The organism is Aeromicrobium sp. Root344 (assembly GCF_001425755.1).
GTDB lineage: Bacteria > Actinomycetota > Actinomycetes > Propionibacteriales > Nocardioidaceae > Aeromicrobium.
In genome coordinates this window covers 3,089,864-3,108,506 of record NZ_LMDH01000001.1, presented here as the reverse complement: position 1 = coordinate 3,108,506, position 18,643 = coordinate 3,089,864, and the positions used below count along the sequence as shown (strand labels likewise).

At 69.4% G+C, this 18,643-nt stretch carries 18 protein-coding genes and 1 pseudogene; all 19 read right to left on the bottom strand.

What is annotated here, in order from left to right:
- Nucleotides 1–48: 48 nt before the first annotated feature.
- Entirely contained in the window at nt 49–846 is a 798-nt protein-coding gene (locus tag ASC61_RS15375) for a DivIVA domain-containing protein (protein ID WP_056213343.1), read from the bottom strand.
- 124 nt (nt 847–970) lie between these two features.
- Nucleotides 971–1,261 (bottom strand): YggT family protein, encoded by a 291-nt coding sequence (locus ASC61_RS15370; protein ID WP_056213341.1) that lies wholly within the window; start codon nt 1,259–1,261, stop codon nt 971–973.
- 3 nt (nt 1,262–1,264) lie between these two features.
- The gene (locus ASC61_RS15365) at nt 1,265–1,747 is read right to left on the bottom strand and encodes a cell division protein SepF (RefSeq protein WP_056213340.1); all 483 of its coding nucleotides are present in this window, start codon (nt 1,745–1,747) and stop codon (nt 1,265–1,267) included.
- Between the two features lie 40 nt (nt 1,748–1,787).
- Nucleotides 1,788–2,480: a YggS family pyridoxal phosphate-dependent enzyme gene (locus ASC61_RS15360; RefSeq protein ID WP_056213337.1), complete on the bottom strand. Its 693-nt coding sequence runs from the start codon at nt 2,478–2,480 to the stop codon at nt 1,788–1,790.
- Nucleotides 2,477–3,199 (bottom strand): polyphenol oxidase family protein, encoded by a 723-nt coding sequence (locus tag ASC61_RS15355; protein WP_056213335.1) that lies wholly within the window; start codon nt 3,197–3,199, stop codon nt 2,477–2,479. The genes ASC61_RS15360 and ASC61_RS15355 overlap by 4 nt, the downstream gene beginning before the upstream one ends.
- Nucleotides 3,200–3,431: 232 nt before the next feature.
- A pseudogene (gene ftsZ / locus ASC61_RS15350) lies at nt 3,432–4,373 on the bottom strand (cell division protein FtsZ); the annotation flags it as partial.
- Nucleotides 4,374–4,496: 123 nt separating this feature from the next.
- Complete coding sequence (locus tag ASC61_RS15345) at nt 4,497–5,231, bottom strand: cell division protein FtsQ/DivIB (protein WP_056213331.1); 735 nt, start codon at nt 5,229–5,231, stop codon at nt 4,497–4,499.
- Nucleotides 5,228–6,625, bottom strand: coding sequence for a UDP-N-acetylmuramate--L-alanine ligase (gene murC / locus ASC61_RS15340; RefSeq protein WP_056213330.1), 1,398 nt, complete (start codon nt 6,623–6,625; stop codon nt 5,228–5,230). Before murC ends, ASC61_RS15345 begins: the two co-directional genes overlap by 4 nt.
- Nucleotides 6,622–7,695, bottom strand: a complete 1,074-nt coding sequence (murG, locus tag ASC61_RS15335; protein WP_056213329.1) for an undecaprenyldiphospho-muramoylpentapeptide beta-N-acetylglucosaminyltransferase — start codon at nt 7,693–7,695, stop codon at nt 6,622–6,624. The genes murC and murG overlap by 4 nt, the downstream gene beginning before the upstream one ends.
- A gap of 4 nt (nt 7,696–7,699) precedes the next feature.
- The gene (ftsW, locus tag ASC61_RS15330) at nt 7,700–8,920 is read right to left on the bottom strand and encodes a putative lipid II flippase FtsW (RefSeq protein ID WP_056213327.1); all 1,221 of its coding nucleotides are present in this window, start codon (nt 8,918–8,920) and stop codon (nt 7,700–7,702) included.
- Between the two features lie 102 nt (nt 8,921–9,022).
- Entirely contained in the window at nt 9,023–10,483 is a 1,461-nt protein-coding gene (gene murD, locus ASC61_RS15325) for a UDP-N-acetylmuramoyl-L-alanine--D-glutamate ligase (protein WP_056213325.1), read from the bottom strand.
- The gene (gene mraY, locus ASC61_RS15320) at nt 10,480–11,547 is read right to left on the bottom strand and encodes a phospho-N-acetylmuramoyl-pentapeptide-transferase (protein WP_056213323.1); all 1,068 of its coding nucleotides are present in this window, start codon (nt 11,545–11,547) and stop codon (nt 10,480–10,482) included. Before mraY ends, murD begins: the two co-directional genes overlap by 4 nt.
- Nucleotides 11,548–11,600: 53 nt before the next feature.
- Nucleotides 11,601–12,947 (bottom strand): UDP-N-acetylmuramoyl-tripeptide--D-alanyl-D-alanine ligase, encoded by a 1,347-nt coding sequence (locus tag ASC61_RS15315; protein WP_056213321.1) that lies wholly within the window; start codon nt 12,945–12,947, stop codon nt 11,601–11,603.
- Entirely contained in the window at nt 12,944–14,422 is a 1,479-nt protein-coding gene (locus ASC61_RS15310; protein WP_056213319.1) for a UDP-N-acetylmuramoyl-L-alanyl-D-glutamate--2,6-diaminopimelate ligase, read from the bottom strand. The genes ASC61_RS15315 and ASC61_RS15310 overlap by 4 nt, the downstream gene beginning before the upstream one ends.
- Before the next feature lie 171 nt (nt 14,423–14,593).
- On the bottom strand, nt 14,594–16,345 hold the full coding sequence (locus tag ASC61_RS15305; protein WP_056213318.1) for a peptidoglycan D,D-transpeptidase FtsI family protein: 1,752 nt from the start codon (nt 16,343–16,345) through the stop codon (nt 14,594–14,596).
- The gene (locus ASC61_RS15300) at nt 16,342–16,785 is read right to left on the bottom strand and encodes a hypothetical protein (protein WP_056213316.1); all 444 of its coding nucleotides are present in this window, start codon (nt 16,783–16,785) and stop codon (nt 16,342–16,344) included. Before ASC61_RS15300 ends, ASC61_RS15305 begins: the two co-directional genes overlap by 4 nt.
- A 79-nt stretch (nt 16,786–16,864) precedes the next feature.
- The gene (gene rsmH / locus ASC61_RS15295; protein WP_056213314.1) at nt 16,865–17,812 is read right to left on the bottom strand and encodes a 16S rRNA (cytosine(1402)-N(4))-methyltransferase RsmH; all 948 of its coding nucleotides are present in this window, start codon (nt 17,810–17,812) and stop codon (nt 16,865–16,867) included.
- Nucleotides 17,809–17,937 carry a hypothetical protein gene (locus ASC61_RS20390; RefSeq protein WP_268750617.1) on the bottom strand — a complete coding sequence of 43 codons (129 nt, stop codon included), beginning with the start codon at nt 17,935–17,937 and terminating at the stop codon, nt 17,809–17,811. The genes rsmH and ASC61_RS20390 overlap by 4 nt, the downstream gene beginning before the upstream one ends.
- A 127-nt stretch (nt 17,938–18,064) precedes the next feature.
- Entirely contained in the window at nt 18,065–18,514 is a 450-nt protein-coding gene (gene mraZ, locus ASC61_RS15290; protein ID WP_056213312.1) for a division/cell wall cluster transcriptional repressor MraZ, read from the bottom strand.
- Nucleotides 18,515–18,643 lie beyond the last annotated feature (129 nt).

Sequence of the window (18,643 nt, the reverse complement as noted above, 5' to 3'; positions counted from 1 at the left end):
GGGCCCGTCACCTCACGGTGACGGGCCCCTTCGTTGATCAGGTGCTGCTCAGAAGCTCTCGTCGTCGCCCAGCAGCGACCGGAGCCGGCGGGGACCGGCCTCGGCCGGGGCCTGGACAGGCTGCGAGCTGTTGGAGCTCTCGTTGGCCGCGAGCTGGTCGAGCTGGCTCTGGAAGTAGTTCTTGAGCCGGGCACGGTACTCACGCTCGTACGCCCGCAGGTGCTCCACCTCGCGCTGGATCTCGTAGCGATCCCGCTCGATCGTGGCGACGGCCTGCTGGCGGCGCTCGTTGGTCTCGTCGTCGAGCTTCTGCGCGCGGATGCGGGCGTCGGTCTCGAGTCGGTCAGCCTTGCCACGCGCCTCGTTGACCAGTCGCTCGGCCTTGGCGCGAGCCTCACCGACGATGCGGTCAGCCTCTTCCTTGGCGGCCTCCATCAGCTGGTCGGCGTTGGACGACGCGATCTCCAGCAGTCGGGCGGCAGCGGACGACGCGTCACCCATCGACGGCGCACTGCGAGTCGGCTCCGGCGCGGCGACAGGCGCCTGCTGGATCGGCTCGGGCGCCGGCGGAGGCGGCGTGTACTGCTGCACGGGCTCCTGGACGGCCGGCGTCGGCGCAGCCTGCGGAGCCGGGGTCGCCGGCTGGACTGCGGGGATGAGACCGGTGGGTTCGCCGGTTGATGCGGCGGCTACCTTGGCGCGAAGTTCTTCGTTCTCGACCGTGAGTCGCTCGAGCTCGGCCTCGACCTCGTCGAGAAACTGATCCACTTCGCCCATGTCATAGCCCTCGCGAAGACGGACAGGCGTAAAGCGCTTGTTACGCACGTCCTCTGGCGTCAATGGCATGAGTACACCTCGGGGTTGGGGTTAGTCCTGGGGACTCTGAGCCTCCACCGTACTCTGCCGAAGTTCACTTCCTCCACAGGAGTCCCAAACTCAGCGGGTCGCACGACGGACTCTTGGGAACCTCTCAGAAGAAGACGGCGCGAACGATCTGCTGCAGGATCCAGATCCCGATCAGCAGCAGGACCGGCGACAGGTCGAGCATGACAGCGCCGAGACGCAACGGCGGAAGCAACCGGCGCACGGCACGCAACGGCGGGTCGGTGATCGAGTAGAGCCCCTCGCAGAGCACCAGGACGAGGCCTCGTGGGCGCCAGTGCCGCGCCAACATCTGCACCCAGTCCAGGACGAACCGGGCGATCAGGACGACGAATGCAACATAGAGGAGCAGCAGGAGGATTTCGCCGACAAGCTCCATGCGTCAGCTCTGGTTGTAGAAGCCGCCGGCAGCGATGCGCTGCTTGTCCTCGTCCGTCACCGTGATGTTCTCGGGCGACAGGAGGAAGACCTTGGCGGTGACGCGGTTGATCGAGCCGTGCACGGCGAACACCAGGCCCGCGGCGAAGTCGACGAGCCGCTTGGCGTCGTCGTCATCGATCTCCGAGAGGTTCATGATGACCGGAACGCCGGAGCGGTAGTGCTCGCCGACCGTGCGGGCGTCGTTGTAGGTGCGCGGCGTCACGGTCTCGATGCGCGCGAGGTCGGACGCCTGGGACGCACGACGCTCCGGGCGACGCTCGGGACGGCGGTGGTCGTCGATGCTCGAGACTGGCGCCGGGCGCACGACAGCAGGCTGCCGGCTCACGGGCGCGGGGTCGTCGATGTCATCCTCGAACTCGTCGTCGAAGTCAGCTTGTTCCACGAGGCCGAGATATTCGCCGACCTTACGCATTGCGCCAGCCATGAGAACTCCGTGTGTGCGATCGGAAATGACATCACTGAGATTACCCCGCGGGAGGGCGCTCACCGAGCACCGAGCGCCCGATGCGCAGGTGTGTCGCGCCGGCGGCGATCGCGGCCTCGAAGTCTCCGCTCATTCCTGCGGAGACGATGACGGCGTCCGGGTGCTCCGCGCGGAGGTCGTGCGAGAGGCGTACGAGGTGGTCGAAGTGCGGAGCCGGGTCCTCCCCGAGCGGCGCCACCGTCATGAGCCCCGCCAGTGCGAGGTGGTCCGCTGCGGCGATCGAGGCGGCGAGCTCTGGCACGCCCGACGGCACGACGCCCGAGCGTCCCGGGTTGGTCGCGTCGAAGTCGACCTGCACGAGGCACGGCAGCGTACGACCGGCAGCCTCGGCGCCGCGGGACAGCGCATTGACGAGCTTGACCCGGTCGACGCTGTGGACCATGTCGGCGTAGCGCGCCACGGCGCCGGCCTTGTTGGTCTGCAACCCGCCGAGAAAGTGCCAGCGGACTGCTGCCTCGACCTCGTCGGCCTTGTCGCCGGCCTCCGGGTGACGGTTCTCCCCCACGTCCTGCACCCCGAGCCCGGCCAGGAGCTCCACGTCGGACGCCGGATAGGTCTTGGTGACGACGATCAGGGTGATCTCGTCGCGGTCACGCCCGGCCGACGCACAGGCGTCCGCGATACGTTCCTCGGTCGCCGAGAGACCGTCACGCAGCTCATCGAGGCGGGTCATGGCTTGATCATCGCAACAGCGCCGAAACGGCCGGAGTCCTGCCCCTGTCGACGGTAGGAGTACCACTGCTCGTCCTCGATCGTGCACTCGTGGGCGCCGAGGTCCGTGACGGCGACACCGAGACTTTGCAGCTGCGCCGCGACGCCGGCGCCGACGTCGACCGCGGGTGTGCCCCACGACGTGGTCGATCGGGCCTCGAGCACGACCGCCGCGACGGCGTCGGCCATCTCCGCGGGGAGCTCGTAGCAGCGGCCGCACGCGCGCGGCCCCACCCACGCCTCGATGGTCGTGGCACCGCGCTGCCGCAACGCCTCGACGGCGGACCGGACGACGCCCTTGACGAGACCTTCGCGCCCGCAATGCACGACGCCGGCGAGCACCTCGTGCGGAGCGGCCAGGACGATCGGCGTGCAGTCGGCGACGCGGACGAGCACGCCCACGCCTGGGGCGTCGGTCAACAACGCGTCGGCGACCGGGATCTCGTCGTCGATGAGCTCGTCGGTCCACGTGACGTCCGCGCCGTGGACCTGGGTCATTTTGGCGAGCCGGACCAGACCGAGCTCGGTCCTCAGACGTTCGAGGTTGTCCGCCACCCGCTCGGGATCGTCGCCGTTGGACGTGCCGAGGTTGAGCGCCGCCCACGGACCGTCACTCGAGCCGCCGAGACGGTCGGTGAAGACGAATGCGACCCGTCCGCGCTCTCCGGCGTGCCAGAGCAACTCAGCGAAGGAAGTCGGGCACGTCGAGGTCGTCGCCGTACTCGGTGGGTACGGGGTCCGGCGGGACCGTGACGTTGCCGGCACCGTCCTCGGGGGACTTGGGACCGTCGAGGTAGGGGTCGGGATCGAGGAAGCTCTGCGCCGTCGGCGGCGTCGCGACCGTGCTGGCCGGCTCGGGCTTGGCGGTCTCCTTGAGCAGCGCGGGCTTGGTCGCGTCGCGCGGCATCGGCTCGCCGCCGTCGAAGCCTGCGGCGATGACCGTGACGCGCACCTCGTCGCCGAGGGCGTCGTCGATCACGGCGCCGAAGATGATGTTGGCGTCAGGGTGGACCGCGTCCGCCACCAGGCCAGCCGCTTCGTTGATCTCGAACAGGCCGAGGTCGGAGCCACCGGCGATCGACAGCAGCACGCCGCGGGCGCCCTCGATCGACGCCTCGAGCAGCGGGCTCGAGACGGCGCTCTCGGCCGCGACGGCGGCACGGTGCTCACCGCGGGCCGAGCCGATGCCCATCAGGGCCGAGCCGGCGTCGGACATGACCGACTTGACGTCGGCGAAGTCGAGGTTGATCAGGCCGGGCGTCGTGATGAGGTCGGTGATGCCGGAGACGCCCTGGTGCAGGACCTGGTCGGCCTGGCGGAACGAGTCGAGCAGGCTGACGTTGGGATCGCTGATCGACAGGAGCCGGTCGTTGGGGATCACGATGAGGGTGTCGACCTCGTCACGCAGCGCCTGGATGCCGGCGTCAGCCTGGCCCGAGCGGTTGCGACCCTCGAACTTGAACGGCCGGGTGACGACACCGATCGTGAGGGCGCCGAGCGACCTCGCGATGCGTGCCACGACGGGTGCACCACCGGTGCCGGTGCCGCCGCCCTCGCCGGCCGTCACGAAGACCATGTCGGCGCCCTTGATGGCCGCCTCGATCTCTTCGGCGTGGTCCTCGGCGGCGCGCTTGCCGATCTCGGGGTTGGCGCCGGCTCCGAGCCCGCGGGTCGAGTCACGCCCGACGTCGAGCTTGACGTCCGCGTCGCTCATCAGCAGTGCCTGGGCGTCGGTGTTGATCGCGATGAACTCGACTCCCTTGAGTCCCACCTCGATCATGCGGTTGACGGCGTTGACGCCGCCTCCGCCGATGCCGACGACCTTGATCACGGCGAGGTAGTTCTGTACCGCCATCGTGTGTCCTTCCGGAATGTGTGGAACTCTAACCCTGAGGTGGAGGTTTATAGTTATGTCAACCTCTGACTCATGTGAAACGGTACGCGCGTGGACCCGGCAAGCCGGTCCGACACGCCGGGCCTACTGGCTCGTCGTGGGTTGGTCCGGCGCGCTCACGTCGTAGCGCTTCGCATCGATGCGCAGCAGCGCCCGCAGCACCGTCAGCTTGTGCGACGAGTCGGCCCTGCTCCCCCACACGACCGTGCGCCCATGCGTCAGGTTGAGCTCGATCGAGTCCTTGCTGGCCGCGTCGATCGCCTGCACCTGCTTGCGCAGCGCGGGGTCCTCGTCCTCGATGAGCTGCACGACCGCGGCGACCGCGGCAAGGGTCTGCTGGCGACGCCTGGGGTTGGTCTCGGTCACGTCGGCCTCGAGCAGCTTCTTGGGCGGCTGCTCGTACGACCGGAAGTCGATCCCGTAGCGGTCGAGCCCCCGGATCGTGCCACCCACCGTCAGCCACGCGACGGGCGTGCGTTCGACCACCTCGATGCGGACCGTGTGGAGCCACGAGCGTGAGACCGTGACGCTCTGGACGCGTTCCATCGACGCCACACGGGCCTCGATCGCCGAGACGTCGACACGGGCCAGCGGCTGGCCGATGCGGACATCGGCGACCTGGCGGATCTGCGACTCCTTGAGGGTCGTCTCGCCGTCCACCGCGACGCGGCGGACCGCAAGCACGCTCGAGAACATCACGAGCCAGACGAGGGTCGCGACGACGATGACCGCGACCACGGCGATCCCGGCTCGCTTGAGCCGACGCCGGCGCTCGTAGGCTGCCCGCGCCTCGAACCGCTCGTCCGTCGTGAGGGTCATGCTTCCAGGGCTGCCAGGACAGCCGGGCCGACGGTGGTGATGTCACCGGCGCCGAGGGTCAGCAGCAGGTCGCCGGGTCGCAGCTCGGACACCACGAGATCGGCAAGCTCACCGACCGGCCCGCCGAGCGTGGCCTCCGCGCCCCGGATCGCGTCGACGATCAGGGCCGACGTGACAGCCGGGTCGGGGTCCTCGCGCGCCAGGTAGATGTCGGCGACGAACACCCGGTCGGCTGCCGACAACGCCTCACCCATCTCGGCGCCGTAGAGCCGCGTGCGGCTCACCAGGTGCGGTTGGTAGGCGACGACGAGCCGGTCGCCGCCGGCGATCGACCGTGCCGCGGCGAGGTCGGCCCGGATCTCGGTCGGATGGTGCGCGTAGGAGTCGTAGACGCGGACGCCGCCCGCGGCGCCGAGCAGCTGCATGCGGCGGTTGGCTCCGGTGTAGGCGGTCAGGCCGGCGGCGAGCAGGTCGACGTGCTCGCCGAGCAGCAGGCCCGCGCCGAGGGCGAGCATCGCGTCCTGGGCGTAGTGCGCGCCGGGCACCGACAGGCGTACGGGACCGAGGTCGACGCCGTGGAGCGCGGCGGTGAAGGTCGACGACGCGCCGTCGACGACGAGGTCGCGGCCCCGCAAGTCGGCGTCGTCGGCGAATCCCGCCAGCAGGACCTCGAGCCCACGGCTGCGCGCCGGCTCGACGAGCGCGCGGGCGCCGGGGTCGTCGGCGTTGAGCACCACGAACCCGCCGACCGTGGTGACGAACTCGTCGAACGCGGCCGCATAGGCCTCGACCGTGCCGTAGTTGTCTAGATGGTCGGCGTCGACGTTGGTGACGATCGCGCCCTCGGGTGCGTAGTGCAGGAACGCGCCGTCGCTCTCATCGGCCTCCGCGACGAACAGGTCGCTGCGGCCGAGCCGTGCGTTGGCGCCCAGGCTGGCGACCTCGGCGCCGATCGCGAACGACGGCTCCGCGCCGGCGGCGATCAGGGCGCACGTCAGCATGCCGGTCGTCGTGGTCTTGCCGTGCGTGCCGGCGACGGCGACCGTGCGACGCCCCGCCATCAGCGAACGCATGCCCGCCGACCTCGGCCACAGGCGCAGGCTCCGGCGCTGCGCCTCGACGATCTCGGGGTTGTCCTCGCGCACCGCGGTCGAGGCGATGACGGTGTCAATGCCCTCGAGGTGCGCTGCGTCGTGGCCGACGAAGCAGGTGATTCCCTCCTCGCGCAGGGCATCGACGACCGGCGACTCGTTGGCGTCGCTGCCGCTGACACGTACGCCCTGCTGCGCCATCAGGCGTGCGATCGCGGACAGCCCGGCTCCGCCGATGCCCACGAGGTGCACGGCACCGAGGTCCCCGGCGGCCGGGACCTCGGCGGGGAACGGGATCTTCACAGTCCTGCAGCCTTCTGGATCAGGTCGGCCAGCTTGCGGTCTGCGTCGCGGGGGACGATGCCGGATGCGGCCGCCGACATCGCGGCGAGCCGTCCTGGGTGCGACACGAGTGGGATCACGACGTTGTCGATCCACGCGGGGGTCAGTGCCGCGTCGTCGATCAACAGCGCTCCCCCGGCCTGGACGACCGGGTGCGCGTTGTGCGCCTGCTCGCCGTTGCCGATCGGCAGGGGGACGAACGCCGCCGGCAGCCCGACGGCGGCAACCTCCGTCACGGTGTTGGCCCCCGCGCGGCACACGATGAGGTCGGCGGCGGCGTAAGCGAGGTCGATGCGGTCGATGTACGCGGTTACGACATATGGCGGCGAGTCTGGGCGCCTGTCTATGCGAACTTCATCTGGACGGCCAGCGCTGTGAAGCACCTGGACGCCGGCGTCGGCCAGGTCGCGTGCGGCTGCCGCAATCGTCTGGTTGATGCGTCGCGCGCCCTGCGACCCGCCGGTGACCAGCAAGGTCGGCCGGTCGGGATCCAGGCCGAAGTGGGCCCGGCCCTCAGCGCGTACGGCACCGCGGTCGAGGCGCGAGATCTCCCGCCGGATCGGCAGTCCGATGTAGTGCGCGTGCGGCAGGTCGGTGTCGGGGAAGCTCGTCGCGACGTGCTCGGTGAACCGCGCGCCCATCTTGTTGGCGATGCCGGGGATCGCGTTGCCCTCGTGCACGACCAGCGGGATGCGCCGGCGACGAGCCACGAGGTAGGCCGGCACCGACACGTAGCCACCGAAGCCGACGATGACGTCCGGGCGTACGCGGTCAATGACCTCACCGGTCGCCTTGACCGCCGCGCGCAGCTTGCCGGGGACCTGGACCATCGCCTTGCCTGGCTTGCGCGGCAGCGGGACGGGCGGGACGAGCTCGAGCGGATAACCCGCCTCAGGGATCAACGTGACCTCGAGGCCGCGCGGGGTCCCGAGGCAGGTGATGTCGACGCCGGCCTCGCTCAGGACCGCAGCGGTGGCCAGGAGCGGCGACGTGTGACCGGCGGTTCCTCCGCCGGCTAGCAACGCACGCACTGGTTCAGCTCCTCCGTGAGACGCGGTCCCGTGCACGGTTGGCACGGCCTGCGGCGAGGGCTCGCCGGGCCCCGGGCTCGGTCTTGGCACAGTTAAGCAGAACGCCCATGGCGACGAGCGTCACGAGGAGGCTCGAACCGCCGTAGGAGATCAACGGCAGTGGAATGCCGATGACCGGGAGCAGGCCCAGCACCATGCCGATGTTGATGACGGCCTGCACCATGATCCAGATCATGATGCCGGAGGCGGCATAGCGCACGAACGGGTCGGTCGTACGACTCGCGATGCGGATGCCCGCGAAGGCCAGCACGATGAACAGCACCAGCACGACGAACGTGCCGAGCAGGCCGAGCTCCTCGCCGATGACCGCGAGGATGAAGTCGGTGTGCGCCTCGGGCAGCGAGCCCCACTTCTGCCGGCTGCCGCCGAGGCCGACGCCCCAGAACCCGCCGCGGGCCAGCGCCATCATGCCGTGGATCGCCTGGAACCCGGCACTCTCGGGATCGGACTGGGGATTGGTGAAGTTGAGCAGGCGGGCGACGCGGTGCGGCGAGGTCGCGACGGCGATGACGAGCAGCACGAACAGTCCTGCGAGGATGCCGCCCATGTGGCGGGCCGGGAGGCCGGCGACCCACAGCATGCCGACGATCAGGGCGAACAGGACCAGGGCCGTGCCGAGGTCGTGCTGCCCGACGACCAGCAGGGACACGAAGCCGGCGATCGGCACCATGGGCGTCAGCACGTAGCGCGGCGTGCTGAGGTACTTCTGCCGGCGCGCGTAGAGGTCGGCGATCCACAGGACGAGCGCGAGCTTGGCGAACTCCGACGGCTGCAGCTGGAAGCCACCGGCCAGGGGCAGCCAGTTGCGGTTGCCGTGCACCTCGACACCCACACCGGGGACGAACGTCGCGAGGATCAGCACGACCGAGACGAGCAGGAACGGCAGGATCAGCTTGCGCATCAGTCGCAACGGGATGCGGGCGGCGATGACGGCTCCGACGAGACCCAGGACCGCGAAGATCAGCTGGCGCTCGACGATCGCGAACGAGTTGCCGTAGTTGCGCAGGGCATACACCGAGCTCGCGCTGAGCACCATGATCAGGCCGAGCCCGAGCAGCAGGGCCGTCGAGCCGAGGACGAGCTGGTAGGACGCGAGCGGACGCTCGAGCGTACGACGGGCGGCCTCGACGATCGCCGGTGACCGGCGCTCAGCGGTCGTGGTCATCGGCCACGGCTCCGCGNNNGAAACCACGACATGAGCCCTGTCTCACAATTCGCTCGCTGGCGCTCGCTCATGTCGTGGTTCCTCTGCCTCGGGGAAGGAAGGTCAGGGCCTGTCACGCAACCGGTGCACCGCCGCGGCGAAGCTGTCGCCTCGGGCGGAGTAGTTGCGGAACTGGTCCATGGAGGCGGCGCCAGGGGCCAGCAGCACGGTGTCGCCCTCACGGGCGAGTGATGCCGCGACCTCGACGACGCGATCCATGGGATCAGTCTCCCCGGTGTCGACCTCGACGACGGGCACATCAGGCGCGTGTCGCGCGAGCGCCTCGGCGACCAGTGCGCGGTCGCGGCCGACCAGGATCGCGGCTCGGAGGCGGTCACGGGTCGCGATCACGAGCTCGTCGAAGCTCGCGCCCTTGGCCAGTCCTCCGGCGACCCACACGACGTGCTCGAAGCTCTGCAGGGACGCTTGAGCGGCATGCGTGTTGGTGGCCTTGGAGTCGTCGACCCAGCGGACGCCGCCGAAGCGGGCGACCTCGGCGATGCGATGGGCGTCGGGCTTGAACGAGCGGAGCCCGTCGCGCACGGCTCGCGGCGCGACGCCGTGGGCGCGCGCGAGCGCCGCGGCCGCCAGCGCGTTGGCGACGTTGTGAGGTGCCGGCAGCTCGCCGTCGGCGGGTGCCAGGTCGTGGACGCTGCCCAGCTCGGCCGCGCTCGACAGCCGGCCGGTGATGTAGGCCCGATCGGCGATCGCGTCGTCGACGAGGCCGATCATGCCCGGCGCGGGGATGCCGAGGGTGAAGCCGATCGCCCGGCAACCCTCGACGACGTCGGCCTCCTCGACGAGCCGCTCGGTCTCCGTGTCCTGCACGTTGTAGACGCACGCCAGCTGCGTACGGTCGTAGATGCGGCCCTTGTCGGCGGCGTAGGCGTCGAGGCCGCCGTGCCAGTCGAGGTGGTCCGGCGCGAGGTTGAGCACGGCGCTCGCCTCGGCGGAGATCGACGAGCTCCAGTGCAGCTGATAGCTGGAGAGCTCGACGGCCAGGACGTCGAACGGCTCGGGGTTCATGACCGCCTCGAGCACCGGCGTGCCGACGTTGCCGACTGCGAGGGCGTTGAGACCCTCTGCGCGCAGGATCGCCTCGAGCATCTGGACGGTGGTGGTCTTGCCGTTGGTGCCGGTCACCGCCAGCCAGGGCGCCGCGTCTTCGCCGCGCAGGCGCCAGGCAAGCTCGACCTCGCCCCACACCGGGATGCCGCGGCCCGCCGCCTCCAGCAGGATCGCCGTGGTGGGACGCCAGCCCGGCGAGGTGACGATCAGGTCGATGTCGCCTTCGGGCAGCCGCGCGGTCGACCCGGCGCCGAGGCGTACGTCGACGCCGAGGATCTCCAGGAGCGTCGCCTTCTCGCGCAGGGTGTCGTCGTCACCGTCGTCGAGCGCCACGACGCTCGCGCCGAGGTGCTGCAAGGTGTCGGCCGCGGCGAACCCGCTGACGCCCAGCCCTCCGATGACCGCTCGTACGCCTTCCCACGACGACTCGCGACCGAGGACGTCGACACTCGTCATGCGCCAGTGACCCACTCGGCGTAGAAGATGCCGAGGCCGGCGGCGACGCACAGGCCGCTGATGATCCAGAACCTGACCACGATCGTGATCTCGGCCCAGCCCAGCAGCTCGAAGTGGTGCTGGAGCGGCGCCATGCGGAAGATGCGTCTGCCGCCGCTGAGCTTGAAGAACCCGACCTGCAGGATCACCGACGCCGTGATGGCGACGAACAGGCCGCCGATGACCACGAGCAGCAGCTCGGTGCGGGTCATGAGGGCGAATCCGGCCATGGCGCCGCCGAGCGACAACGAGCCCGTGTCACCCATGAAGATCTTGGCCGGCGACGCGTTCCACCAGAGGAAGCCGAAACACGCTCCCGTGAGGGCGGACGCCACGACCGCGAGGTCGAGCGGGTCGCGTACCTCGTAGCACTTCGTCCCGGCGTTGAGCGCCGAGCAGCTCTGGTTGAACTGCCAGATGTTGATGATGACGAACGCGCCGAACACCATCACCGAGGCGCCTGTGGCGAGACCGTCTAGCCCGTCGGTGAGGTTCACCCCGTTGCTGGTGCCGGCGATCATCAGCAGCACCCAGATCACGAGCAGGATCGTCGGCAGCTGAGGACCGTTGAAGTCGCGGGTGAACGAGATGGCATGGGTGATCGGCGTCTCCCCCGTGTCGTCCTCCCAGCCGATCGCGGCCCACGCGAAGACGAGGCCGATGACGACCTGGCCGATGAACTTCGCCTTGCTGCGCAGACCGAGGTTGCGCTGCTTGAAGACCTTGATGAAGTCGTCGAGGAATCCGATCGCCCCCAGACCCGTGAACAGGAACAACAGGAGCAGCGCCGATGCGCTGGGCTCGGTCTGGGTCGCCAGCTTGGCAGCGAAGTAGGCGATCAGGACCGAGGCGATGATGACGAGGCCACCCATCGTCGGCGTGCCGCGCTTGGTGTGGTGCGACGTGGGACCGTCGTCGCGGATCAGCTGGCCGTAGCCCTTCTTGACGAGGACCGAGATCGCGAAGCGAGTGCCGATGAGGGTCCCCAAGAGGGACAGTGCTCCTGCGATCAGGATGGCCTTCATCGGGTGGCTGGTCCTTTCACCGGACGGTTGGGCATGCTCGGTCGAGTATGCCGTCAGCTCTGCAGGAGGGCGTCCACGACCCTTTCGAGGCGGCCGCCCCTCGATGCTTTCACAAGAACCACCTCGCGCCCTGACAGGCTCGCGGACAGTGTGCGAACGGCCACATCGACGTCGTCGACACTGACGGCGATCCCACCGGCTCCTTCAGCGATCCCGCGGGCGCCGTCGCCCACCACGATCACGCGGGAGTAGCCGAGCTCCGCGGCGAGGCGACCGACCTCGACATGTGCCTCGTGGCTCTCGTCGCCCAGCTCGAGCATCTCGCCGAGCACCGCGACAGCGCGGTCGCCCCCGACAGCCGCAATGGCGCGCAGCGCCGCCGCCATCGACTCGGGGTTGGCGTTGTAGGCGTCGTTGACCACGACGACGCCGTCAGGACGTACGTGGCGCTCCATCCGCATCGCGGACCGCGGTTCGACGCGCGCGAGCCGTTCGGCCGCCGTCGCGAGGTCGACGCCGAGCACGATCGCCGTCGCGGCCGCGGCCGCGGCGTTCCACGCGTGGTACTCACCGATCAGCGGGACGTACGCCGGCACGCTCCGGCCCGAGCTGGTCAAGGTGAACCTCGGGCTCCCCTGCTCGTCGATCTCGAGGTCGCTGACGCGCACGTCGCCCGCCTGCCCGAACGTCACGATCGCGGCATCCGTGCGCGCTGCCATGGCCGACACGAGCGGGTCGTCGGCGTTGAGCACGACCACGCCGTCACCCTCGACCGCCTCGGCGAGCTCGCCCTTGGTCTGGGCGATCACCTCGGCGGAGCCGAACTCGCCGATGTGAGCGTGTCCGACGTTGAGCACGACGCCGACATCCGGCGGGACGATCCGGCACAGGTCGGCGATGTTGCCGAGAGCTCGGGCGCCCATCTCGACGACGAGGAAGCGAGTCAGCTCGTCTGCGCGCAGCACCGTCAGCGGCACGCCGAGCTCGTTGTTGAAGTTGCCTGCCGTCGCGATCGTGGAACCGTCGGGCTCGAGCAGCTGGGCGATGAGGTCCTTGGCGCTGGTCTTGCCGCTCGAGCCGGTGATCGCCACGACCGTGACATCCTCGAGCTCGTCGATCACGTGGCGGGCGAGCCGCCCGAGAGCCGTCACCACGTCGTCCACGATCACCGCAGGGGCATCGACCTCGCGGGAGCCCAGCACGGCTGCCGCGCCGGCCGCCACGGCCCGGGCCGCGAACTCGTGACCGTCCGCGCGTTCCCCCGCGATTGCGACGAACAGGCCCCCGGGCTCGGCGGCACGTGAGTCGAGGGTCGCCGGCGCATCGACCACGATGCCGTCGTTGCCGTGGACCGTGCCACCCGTGATCTCCGCGATCTGGCGCAGCGTCAGCGGGATCACGCAGACTCTCCGATCAGCTCCAGCAGGACCTCCCGGTCGTCGAACGGGTGGACCACGCCCTGGATCTCCTGACCGCGTTCGTGGCCCTTGCCGGCGATCACGACCGTGTCGCCCAGGTGCGCCATGTGGACGGCGTGCGCGATGGCCTCACGCCGTCCCGGGACCTCGATCGCGAGGCCCGGCCCGCCACCCGCACCCTCCATCAGGGCGGCACGGATCGACGCCGCGCGCTCCGTGCGCGGGTTGTCGTCGGTGACGATGACGACGTCGGCGTGACGTGCTGCGGCCTCCCCCATCAGCGGGCGCTTGCCGTGGTCGCGGTCGCCGCCCGCGCCGATCACCATGATCAGCCGTCCGGCCGTGACCGGTCGGAGTGCGGTCAGCACGGCGGTGACGGCGTCCGGCTTGTGTGCGTAGTCGACGATCGCCGTGAACGCCTGCCCCGCGTCGACGCGCTCCATCCGGCCCGGGACGCCTGTGCTCGCCGCGATTCCTGCGGCGAGCTCCTTGGGGTCGTAGCCCGCCTGCGCCAACGCAGCGATGACCGAGAGGGCGTTGGAGACGTTGAAGACGCCGGGCAACGGCACTGACAGGTCGATCGCGAGCTCGTCGGGTCCCAGCACCTCGAGGTCCGTGCCCAGCCGGTGCGGCCGGATGTTGACGGCCCGCCAGTCGGCCGGGTTGCCGTCGGTCGAGAACGTCGTGACGGGCAAGGGCGTCAGCTCGCGCAGCCTGCGGCCGTGCGGGTCGTCGATGTTGATGACTGCGTGACGGGCGTGCTCCGGAGTGAACAGGGCCGCCTTGGCGAGGAAGTAGTCCTCGAGGTCCTTGTGGAAGTCGAGGTGGTCGCGACCGAGGTTGAGGAACACCCCGACGTCGAACGTGAACCCGTCGACCCGGCCCTTGACCAGCGCGTGGCTCGAGACCTCCATCGCGCACAGCTCGACGTTCTCTTCACGCATCACCGCGAACAGCGCCTGGAGCTGCGGCGCCTCGGGCGTCGTCAGCGTCGAGGCGGCGGGAACCCGGCCGATCCGGGTGCCGATCGTGCCGACCACAGCCGATCGGCGCTCCCCCAGCGCCGCTTCGGCGAGGTAGGTCGTCGTGGTCTTGCCCTGCGTGCCGGTGATGCCGATCGTCGTGAACGCTTCGCTGGGACTCTCGTAGAACGTGCTGCTGAGCTTGGCCAGCACCCTTCGCGGGTCGTCGACCACGATCATCGGCAGGCCCGTGACGATCGCGGCGCCCTCCGGGTCGGTGAGCACGGCTGTGGCGCCGAGGTCGCGCGCGACGCCGGCGTAGGCCGCACCGTGCGAGTTGGCGCCCTGCAGCGCCGCGTAGAGGTCGCCGGGCTCGAGGTCCTTGGTGTTGAGCGAGATGCCGGTGATGATCGCCTCCGCCGTGGCCACGGCGTCGAGCTCGGCCGCCAGCTCGGTGAGGGTCCATCGCGGCGTCTCCCGCGGCCGTACGCGCATCTCCTCAGTCACTGTCCCAACCTATCTACTGGAGGTCACTGGCTCGCGCTGGCCACGTCCCGCCCACATGTCCGAACCAGTCCATCGATCACGCGAGATGAAGGTCCGGCGAAGCCGGACAAGGCGGCAGCGGCGAAGCCGCTCAGAAGGGCGACGCAGGAGCCCTCCGACTTACCAGGTCTGTGCCACCTTCGGGCTCTTCGAGCCGGTCGGCGCGACCCCGAAGCGCTCCAGCGCCATCGACATGATGTCGTGGAACACCGGCCCGGCGGTCGAGCCACCTCCAGCGTTGCTGTACGGCTTGTCGAGCACGATGTAGGTCAAAAAGCGCGGGTTGTCGGCCGGCGCGAAGCCCATGAACGACACCGTGTTCTGCCCGCGGATGTAGCGGCCCGTCGCGGGGTCGACTCGCCAGGCCGTGCCGGTCTTGCCGGCGACCCGGTAGCCCTTGATGGCCGCTGCGGGGGCGGTGCCGTCGGGAGCCGTGACGGCCTCCATCATGCGGGTGACCGTGGCTGCGGCGTCCTTCGACACGACGCGCTTGCTGGGAGCGGCCGGGATCTTGACCTGCTTGCCGTCCGCGCCGGTCGTCGAGCTCACGACGGACGGCTCGCACATCTTGCCGGCGTTGGCGATCGCACCGACCGCCCGCACCATCTGCAGCGCGGTCACCGAGACACCCTGGCCGAAGGCGATCGTGGCGTGATTGGCCTTGGTCCAGTCCTTGCCGTTCTTGAGGATGCCGTCGGACTCGCCCGGCAGGTTGACACCGGACATCTGGCCGAAGCCGAACCTGCGGAAGTAGTTGTACATCGTCGTGTTGCTCATCTGCTGGGACGCGACGATCGTGCCGAGGTTGGACGACTTGGCGATCACGCCGGCGGCTGTCAGGTGGATCGTGCCGTGTTCCCAGTAGTCACCGATGTGGAACCCGTCGATGTCCATGCCTGACGGGACGACGATGGGCGTGTCCGATGCGATCTTGCCCTGGTCGGCGAGGGCCGCCATCGTGACGGTCTTCATGACGCTGCCGGGCTCGTAGACGTTCTGCACCGCCCGCGACACCGTGTTGGAGTCGGCCATGCCGGTGCCGTCGTCGGCGTTGAACGTCGGCGCCTGGGACATCTGGACGATCTGGCACGTCTTGGTGTCCATCGTGATCGCGAGGCCCCAGTCCGAGCTCGACTCGCGCACGGCGTCGGCGAGACGCTGGTCGGCGTACCACTGCAGGTCGCGATCGATCGTGGTCGTCACGTCGCGGCCCGGCACCATCGCGGTCACGGTGCTGTCGGCCATCGGGATGCGCACGCCGGTGTTGGGGTCGACCTCGTACGTGCTGGCGCCGTCGGTGCCGGTCAGCGTCTTGTTGTACTCCTGCTCGATTCCGGCGACGCCCTTGCCGGTGCCGTTGACGTAGCCGAGCAGGTTCGCGGCGAGCTTGCCGCCGGGGTACGTCCGCAGGGTCTCCTTCTCGCTGAAGACCCCGGTCAGGTTGGCCTTGGCGATCGCCGTGAGCGCCTTCTTGCCGGTCCACGCGGGCACGTCGCGGATCAGGTACACGAATCGGGAGTCCGGAGTGCGGAGCTTGTCGATCGTGTCGAAGTAGTCGATGCGGCTGCCCAGCTCCTGACGGAGGATGCGGGCGATCTGCGGCGCGTCCGCCGAGGTCATCTTGGGATCCGCGGTCAGCGTCATGCCGTCGACGCTCGTGGCCAGCTCCGCGCCGTTGCGGTCGAGGATGTCGCCGCGAGGCGCGGGGACGGTGCTCTTGTTGGTGCCGTCCGCGATCGCCTGGGCGGCGTACGCGCTCGCGTCGAGGCCCTGGATCTGGAACAGCCGCACGCCGAAGACACTGAACACGCCGACGATCATCGCGAGGCACACGCGGAGACGACGACGGGACACGGTCTTGCTGGCGCTCATGGCGTCACGCTCCGGATGTTGGTGTTGCCGGGCTTGGCCGCCTCCGGCTTGCCCAGGACCTTGGCGTCGGACAGTCGCAGGAACGCCGGGTTGGTGTTGGGCACCATGCCGTAGGCGATCGCGCGGCGAGCGACGTTGGCGGGGCTCTGCAGCTTGTCGACCTCACGGGTCAGCAGCTGTTGCTGCGTCTCGAGCTCGGCCGCCTGGCTGTTGAGCTTCTGGGCCTCGAACGACTGGGCTTGCAGGACCGTGCTCATGACGATGAGACCGACCAGGCCGATGGACAGCACCGTCATCACCACGACGACGAACGGCGCCTTGCGGGCCCTGCTGCGTACGGGACGGACGAGGCGCAGGCCGGCCGCCTTGGCCGCCTCGGGCGAGAACCTCGGAGCCGCCGCCCCACCCATGTTGACCGCGCGGGCAAGCTGGGGGCTCATGCCGTCACCTCCGTCGAGGAGAGCAGAAAATACGGACGCGACGGCATGAGCGCGTCGTGGTTCACTCGCTGACGCTCGCTCATGCTGCGATCCGCTCGACGACCCGAAGGCGTACGGACCGGGCACGCGAGTTCTCCTCGATCTCCGCGTCGGTCGCCATCTCGGCGCCACGCGTGACCAGGCGGAATCGCGCCTCGTGTCCCTCAGGGACGAACGGCAGGTCGCGCGGCACGTCGGTCGTGGTGACCTCGGTGAATGCGCGCTTGGTGATGCGGTCCTCGAGCGAGTGGTAGGCCAGCACGACGACGCGACCGCCGGGAGCCAGCACCTCGAGCGACGCCGGCAACGCCCGACGATAGACGCCGAGCTCGTCGTTGACCTCGATGCGAAGGGCCTGGAACGTGCGCTTCGCGGGGTTGCCACCGGTGCGCCTCGCCGCCGCCGGGATCGACGTCCGGATGAGGTCGACCAGGCGGGCGCTGTCGGTGAACGGCTCACGCGCACGTTCGGCGACGACGGCGTCCGCGATGCGCTTGGCGAACTTCTCCTCGCCGTACTCCCGCAGGACCTTGGCGAGATCGCGCGACGTGTACGTGTTGAGGATGTCGGCAGCCGTGAGCTCGTCCTCGGGGTTCATCCGCATGTCGAGCGGCGCGTCCTGTGCGTACGCGAAGCCGCGCTCGGCGAGGTCGAGCTGCATCGAGGAGACACCGAGGTCGAACAGGACGCCCGACACGGTGCGGAAGCCGGCCTCGGCGACGACGTCGGCGATCTCGTCGTAGACCGCGTGCGCGAACGTCACCCGGTCGCCGAAGGACTCGAGCCGCGTCTTGGCCCGGGCGAGCGCCTCAGGATCGCGATCGATGCCGATGACGTGCAGGTCGGGGAAGCGGTTGAGCATCGCCTCGGTGTGACCGCCGAGACCGAGCGTCGCGTCGATGACGACAGGACGATCGACGGCGACTGAAGGAGCCAACAGGTCGAGAACGCGTTCGAGGAGGACCGGAACGTGGCTCGCCTCGGTCATAGCGACCCCAGAACGAGAGCGATGATGGCGGCGAGCGCGATGGACGAGCCGAGAGAAAAGGCCATGAGCCGTACGCCGTCGGCCACCTCGTGCCGTACGCGCCTCGTGCCCGTGTCGATCCTCATGCCACCTCGTCCTCTCCGCTCGTTGTCGTGCCCGGCTGATGTCGTGTGGCCAGATCTGCGTCCGCTGGGTCTGACACCGGGGAAGTGATGTCAGAACCACGCGGGCGCAGATCTCGCCGCGCGACCGTCAGAAGATGCCGGGCATCACTTCCTCTGACATGTCCGCGAACGGACCCTCTTGCGCGTTCGAGAACTCGGTCCATCGGCCCGAGTCCCAGATCTCGATGCGGTCCATCGCCCCGACGACCGTGCAGTCGCGGTCCAGGTGCGCCCACTCGCGGAGAACGGTCGGCACCGAGATCCGGCCCTGCTTGTCCGGAACCTCCGACGAGGCGCCGGAGAAGAACATGCGGGTGAAGTTGCGGGCCGCCTGGTTGGTGAAGGGCGTGTCGCGGACCCGGTCGGTGAAGGCGTTGAACGCCTCGGTCGTCCATCCGTAGATGCAGTTCTCCTGCCCGCGGGTGAGCACGATGCCGTGCTCGAGGCGAGGGCGGAACTTGGCCGGGAGGAAGAGCCGGCCCTTGTCGTCGAGACGAGGGGTGTAGGTGCCGAAGAAGTTTGCGACATCCGGGTTCACCTCTCTCCTCCTCGCCGCCGACCAGTTCCTCCATTTCGCTCCACCATACCCCACGTTCCCCCACCCGGCACCCATTTCAGGCAGGTTTGACCGGATTTCTGGGCGAGTGCTCCTCGGCGTGGAATCTCC

Coding starts and splice junctions, on each gene's coding strand:
- ASC61_RS15375 (WP_056213343.1), bottom strand. CDS start 846: ATGCCATTGACGCCAGAGGACGTGCGTAACAAGCGCTTTACGCCTGTC.
- ASC61_RS15370 (WP_056213341.1), bottom strand. CDS start 1,261: ATGGAGCTTGTCGGCGAAATCCTCCTGCTGCTCCTCTATGTTGCATTC.
- ASC61_RS15365 (WP_056213340.1), bottom strand. CDS start 1,747: ATGGCTGGCGCAATGCGTAAGGTCGGCGAATATCTCGGCCTCGTGGAA.
- ASC61_RS15360 (WP_056213337.1), bottom strand. CDS start 2,480: ATGACCCGCCTCGATGAGCTGCGTGACGGTCTCTCGGCGACCGAGGAA.
- ASC61_RS15345 (WP_056213331.1), bottom strand. CDS start 5,231: ATGACCCTCACGACGGACGAGCGGTTCGAGGCGCGGGCAGCCTACGAG.
- ftsW (WP_056213327.1), bottom strand. CDS start 8,920: ATGACCACGACCGCTGAGCGCCGGTCACCGGCGATCGTCGAGGCCGCC.
- murD (WP_056213325.1), bottom strand. CDS start 10,483: ATGACGAGTGTCGACGTCCTCGGTCGCGAGTCGTCGTGGGAAGGCGTA.
- mraY (WP_056213323.1), bottom strand. CDS start 11,547: ATGAAGGCCATCCTGATCGCAGGAGCACTGTCCCTCTTGGGGACCCTC.
- ASC61_RS15310 (WP_056213319.1), bottom strand. CDS start 14,422: ATGCGCGTACGGCCGCGGGAGACGCCGCGATGGACCCTCACCGAGCTG.
- ASC61_RS15305 (WP_056213318.1), bottom strand. CDS start 16,345: ATGAGCGCCAGCAAGACCGTGTCCCGTCGTCGTCTCCGCGTGTGCCTC.
- ASC61_RS15300 (WP_056213316.1), bottom strand. CDS start 16,785: ATGAGCCCCCAGCTTGCCCGCGCGGTCAACATGGGTGGGGCGGCGGCT.
- rsmH (WP_056213314.1), bottom strand. CDS start 17,812: ATGACCGAGGCGAGCCACGTTCCGGTCCTCCTCGAACGCGTTCTCGAC.
- ASC61_RS20390 (WP_268750617.1), bottom strand. CDS start 17,937: ATGAGGATCGACACGGGCACGAGGCGCGTACGGCACGAGGTGGCCGAC.